The 3,957-nt window shown below is 69.4% G+C and carries 2 protein-coding genes; one reads left to right on the plus strand and one right to left on the minus strand.

All coding sequences use genetic code 11. From position 1 onward, the window contains the following. Positions 1 to 680 precede the first annotated feature (680 nt). On the plus strand, positions 681 to 3,386 hold the full coding sequence (locus tag AXW62_RS36100) for an FHA domain-containing protein (RefSeq protein WP_060948132.1): 2,706 nt from the start codon (positions 681 to 683) through the stop codon (positions 3,384 to 3,386). A 133-nt stretch (positions 3,387 to 3,519) separates the two neighbouring features. Here the strand turns inward: AXW62_RS36100 and AXW62_RS36105 are convergent. Next, the coding region (locus tag AXW62_RS36105; RefSeq protein WP_159061034.1) for a transglycosylase SLT domain-containing protein at positions 3,520 to 3,957 on the minus strand (438 nt) is incomplete at its 5' end.

Genomic DNA, 3,957 nt, shown 5'->3' on the forward strand with positions numbered 1-3,957 from the left:
GTGCCACGAGCGCCACGGCGTGCCCGGCCGCCACGCCCCACCCCGCGCCCAGCAGCAGCGCGAGCGGAACGCTTCCGGTACCCCAGCCGCAGCGCACACCACCCGGCGACGGCGGCCGGCCGGGCGCTGCCCGCGGCACGGCCCGAGGCGTACGGGCCGCGGCGACAAGTTCACCGCGCCGGTCAAAGTCAGCGGGCACTGCCCGGGGGCGTACGAGCATGCGGTGAGCACTCCGGCGGCGAGCATCAGCAGCACCCTCGCGGCCAGGTGCGGCCCGAGCGCGGTGAGGTCCACCATGGTGCGGGCCGAGCGCGGTGAGGCCACCATGGCCAGGACCCCAGCTCACCGTCCGCGATCGCGGCGAGCGGCGCGGCCTGCCAGGGCATGCGCCTGCCAGGGCATGCGCCTGCCAGGTATGCGGCTGTCAGGTATGCGCCTGCTCGTGCTCGCGCTTCCAGCGCCACCCCCTCGGTCGTCGCGAGTTGCCCGGATAAACCATGATCTGAGCCGTCCGTCAGCGCTTATCACTTTCCGAGGGCCTTTCGGATGGGTCAACAGCGCCCGATATGCGGTCTTGTCAAAACCCGACTTCCGGTTAAGGGACTGAGCCTGAAATAGTTCCTCACGATGTTCGCCATCCCTAGACTCCCTGTGTCAGGGGGTAGCTCGGGGGACAACTAGTGGGGCATGGAGTGCCGGAACTCGTACTGGAATTGAACGGACAGACCTGGACACTTGATCCGTCCAGGTCGTACAGCCTGGGGCGTGACCCGCAGGGCGACATGGTGCTGGACGACGCCAGGGTCTCCTGGCGACACGCCACGGTGCGCTGGGGCGGGCACAGTTGGATCATTGAGGATCAGGGTTCCACCAACGGCACCTATGTGCAGGGCCGGCGAATCCAACAGGTGGAAATCGGCCCGGGTTCGGCCATCCATCTCGGCAATGCCACCGACGGCCCCCGGCTCAGCGTTTCCGGCGGCGGCGCCGCGATGGGCGCCGCGAGCGGATTCGGCCAGCAGGCGACGATGGGCATGCCCCAGCATGCCCCGCAGCACCCGCATCAGCAGCAGCCCTCCGCCCAGCACCCGCAGCAGCAGCCCGGCCCCGGCTGGCCGCAGCAGGGCGGGCAGCAGCCCCAAGGCTGGCAGCCTCCGCAGCAGCAACAACCGTTCATCCCGCAGCAGCAGGCGCCCCATCACCAGCAGGCGCCCCATCAGCAGCAGGCGCCCCATCAGCAGCCCCAGGCCCCGCAGAACCACCTCGCGCAGAACGCCCCCGGGGCCGCCCCCTCCGGCCCCGCCGTCTCCGGCTCCGGCCCGTCCGGCCTGTCCGGCCCCGGCCCCTCCGGTCCGGCCGGTGCCGCGCCCGTCCAGGGCGACCGCAGCCCGACCACCTTCCACCAGCTGGCCGCCGGCCGGGTGATGCGCATCGGCCGTGCGCTGGAGAACGACCTGGTCGTCTCCGATCTGCAGGTCTCCCGCCACCACGCGGAGTTCCGGGCGCTGCCCGACGGCCGCTTCGAGATACGCGACCTCGGCAGCCACAACGGCACCTATGTCAACGGTCAGCCGGTCCGGCAGCAGATCATCGGCCCCGCCGACACCGTCGGCGTCGGTCACTCCACCTTCCGGCTCGTCGGCGACCGCCTCGAGGAGTTCGTCGACACCGGTGAGGTCTCCTTCTCCGCGCGCCATCTGACGGTGACGGTCGACGGCGGCAAGCAGATCCTCAAGGACGTCTCCTTCGGCGTCCCGGAGAAGTCCCTGGTCGCGGTCATCGGCCCGTCCGGCTCCGGCAAGTCCACGCTGCTGAAGGCGCTCACCGGCTACCGCCCGGCCAACCAGGGCGATGTCCTCTACGACAACCGGAACCTCTACAAGCAGTTCGCCGAGCTGCGCCAGCGCATCGGCCTGGTGCCCCAGGACGACATCCTGCACAAGGAGCTGTCCGTCCAGAAGGCCCTCCGGTACGCCGCCAAGCTCCGCTTCCCCGGTGACACCGCCGAGACCGAGCGCGAGGCCCGGATCGACGAGGTGCTGCGCGAGCTGAAGCTCGACATCCACCGGGAGAAGAAGGTCACCGCCCTCTCCGGCGGTCAGCGCAAGCGGGTCTCGGTGGCGCTGGAGCTGCTCACCAAGCCGTCGCTGATCTTCCTGGACGAGCCGACCTCCGGTCTCGACCCGGGCATGGACCGGGATGTCATGCAGCTGCTGCGCGGTCTCGCCGACGACGGCCGCACCGTGCTGGTGGTCACCCACTCGGTCGCCGAGCTGGCGCTGTGCGACAAGCTCCTGGTGATGGCGCCGGGCGGTTCGGTCGCCTACTTCGGCCCGCCGGACGAGGCGCTCAACTTCTTCGGCTACGACAGCTGGGCGGACGTCTTCTCGGCGTTCGAGAACTACCGCGACTACGACTGGGCGGGCCGCTGGCGCGGTTCGCAGCACTACCAGATGTACGCGGCGGACCTCGACTCCGTCGCCCCGCAGTCCGTGCACGTCCAGGCGCCGCCGACCCGGATGCAGAAGCCGCAGAGCTGGGGATCCCAGCTGTGGACGCTGATCCGCCGCTATCTGTCGGTGATCGGCTCCGACAAGGGCTTCATGGGGCTGATGGCGATCCTGCCCGCCGTGCTCGGCGCGGTGAGCGTCGTCATCCCGGCGAAGTTCGGCCTCCAGATGGCCCCGAAGGGCTCGTTCAACCAGGCGGCCGGGACGGTTCTGCTGATTCTCGTGGTCGGCATGTGCTTCACCGGCGCGGCCAACTCCGTACGAGAACTGATCAAGGAGCGGGTGATCTACGAACGGGAACGGGCGGTCGGCCTGTCCCGCTCCGCGTATCTGATGTCGAAGGTGATCGTGCTCGGCCTGATCACCGCCGTTCAGGGCGTCATCATCTGCGCCATCGGTCTCTCGACGCGCAAGCTGCCCGCCGAGGGACTGCTGATGCCGCCGGCCGCCGAGATCTGCCTGGCCGTGATCGCGATCGGCTTCACCTCGATGATGTTCGGTCTGGTGATCTCGTCCCTGGTGAAGACCGCCGAGAAGACCATGCCGCTGCTGGTCATGTTCGCGATCGTCCAGGTCGTCTTCACCGGTGTGCTGTTCAAGGTCTTCGGTTCGCCGGGTGTGGAGCAGTTCGCCTGGCTGATGCCGTCCCGCTGGGCGGTCGGCGCGGCCGGTGCCACGCTGGACCTGGGCCCCGGCGTCGGCCACATGATGGCGCCGTGGGACAGCAAGCAGCCCCTGGACACCGATCCGCTGTGGGCGCACACCATCACCCAGTGGGGCATCGACATGGTCGCGCTGGTCGTCCTCGGCATCGCGTGCGGCTTCGCCGTCGCACGGCTGCTGCGCCGCCATGAGCCGGAGGTCATGCGCAAGTAGCCGTCGGCACCGCCGGAAAAAGGGCGACGGCACCCCTCGCACAGGGGGTGCCGTCGCCCTTCGGCGTGGAGGCGCCGGGTCCGGGTTCACCCCCCGGCGTGTGAACGCCGGGTCCGGGGCGGGACGTTGGGGCTCAGTAGGGGCCGTTCACGTTGTCCATCGAGCCGTACCGCGCGGCGGCGTAGTTGCACGCGGCGGTGATGTTCGCGACCGGGTCGTAGAGGTCCCAGGAGGTGCCCTCGACGTGGTACTGCTTGAAGGTCGGGGCTATCACCTGGAGCAGACCCTTGGAGGGCACGCCGTTGCGGGCGTTGATGTCCCAGAGGTTGATGGCGCGCGGGTTGCCGCCGGACTCCCGGATGATGTTCCGGTAGATGCCGTTGTAGCTGCCCGGGATGCCCTTCTGCTTCATGATGTCGAGGGATTCGCGGATCCAGCCGTCGAGGTTGTTCGGGTAGGTCTTCTTGGTGTCCTTGGCGGCGGCGACCGTCTCGATACGAGCGGTGGAGCGGTTCGCGGCCTGCTGGACGGCGCGCTCCTTGGCGGCCTTGACCTCGGCGGCCTTCTTCGC

It is taken from the genome of Streptomyces hygroscopicus subsp. hygroscopicus, assembly GCF_001553455.1.
GTDB lineage: Bacteria > Actinomycetota > Actinomycetes > Streptomycetales > Streptomycetaceae > Streptomyces > Streptomyces hygroscopicus.